The sequence below is a fragment of the Elizabethkingia argenteiflava genome, assembly GCF_009904105.1.
GTDB classification, from domain to species: Bacteria; Bacteroidota; Bacteroidia; order Flavobacteriales; family Weeksellaceae; genus Elizabethkingia; species Elizabethkingia argenteiflava.
This window is the reverse complement of record NZ_JAAABJ010000502.1, coordinates 1-322: the sequence shown is the minus strand read 5'-3', so window position 1 is coordinate 322 and position 322 is coordinate 1. Positions and strand designations below refer to the sequence as shown.

The 322-nt window shown below is 35.7% G+C and carries 1 protein-coding gene; it reads left to right on the top strand.

The genetic code is table 11. The features are described 5' to 3' along the window. Nucleotides 1-123 precede the first annotated feature (123 nt). The coding region (gene tssD / locus GNY06_RS06610; RefSeq protein WP_317163720.1) for a type VI secretion system tube protein TssD at nucleotides 124-322 on the top strand (199 nt) is incomplete at its 3' end.

The following is a 322-nucleotide window of genomic DNA, read 5'->3' as shown; positions in this document are numbered from 1 at the left end:
CATAAAATTATCGTAGTATTACTACACTTTTTAAATATGTTTACTAATAATTAGGAGAAATGATACGGGGTATATAACTTTGGTCATTATCAAAACCATACAAACAATCAAAAACATTAAATGATGGCAGCCAACAATGCAAGAGCGGTGTTGAAATTCAACGGAGGAGACGCTCAAAAAGTTTTAAAACTACACTACAGTGTAGATCGTGCAGTAGACGTATCGGGGCGTGTAGCTTCGGATCCTTCCAATGCGATTATCAAAATTACAGTAGAAGCTACAGACAAATCAGACATTCTGGAGAGTCTTCTCAATGGTAAAT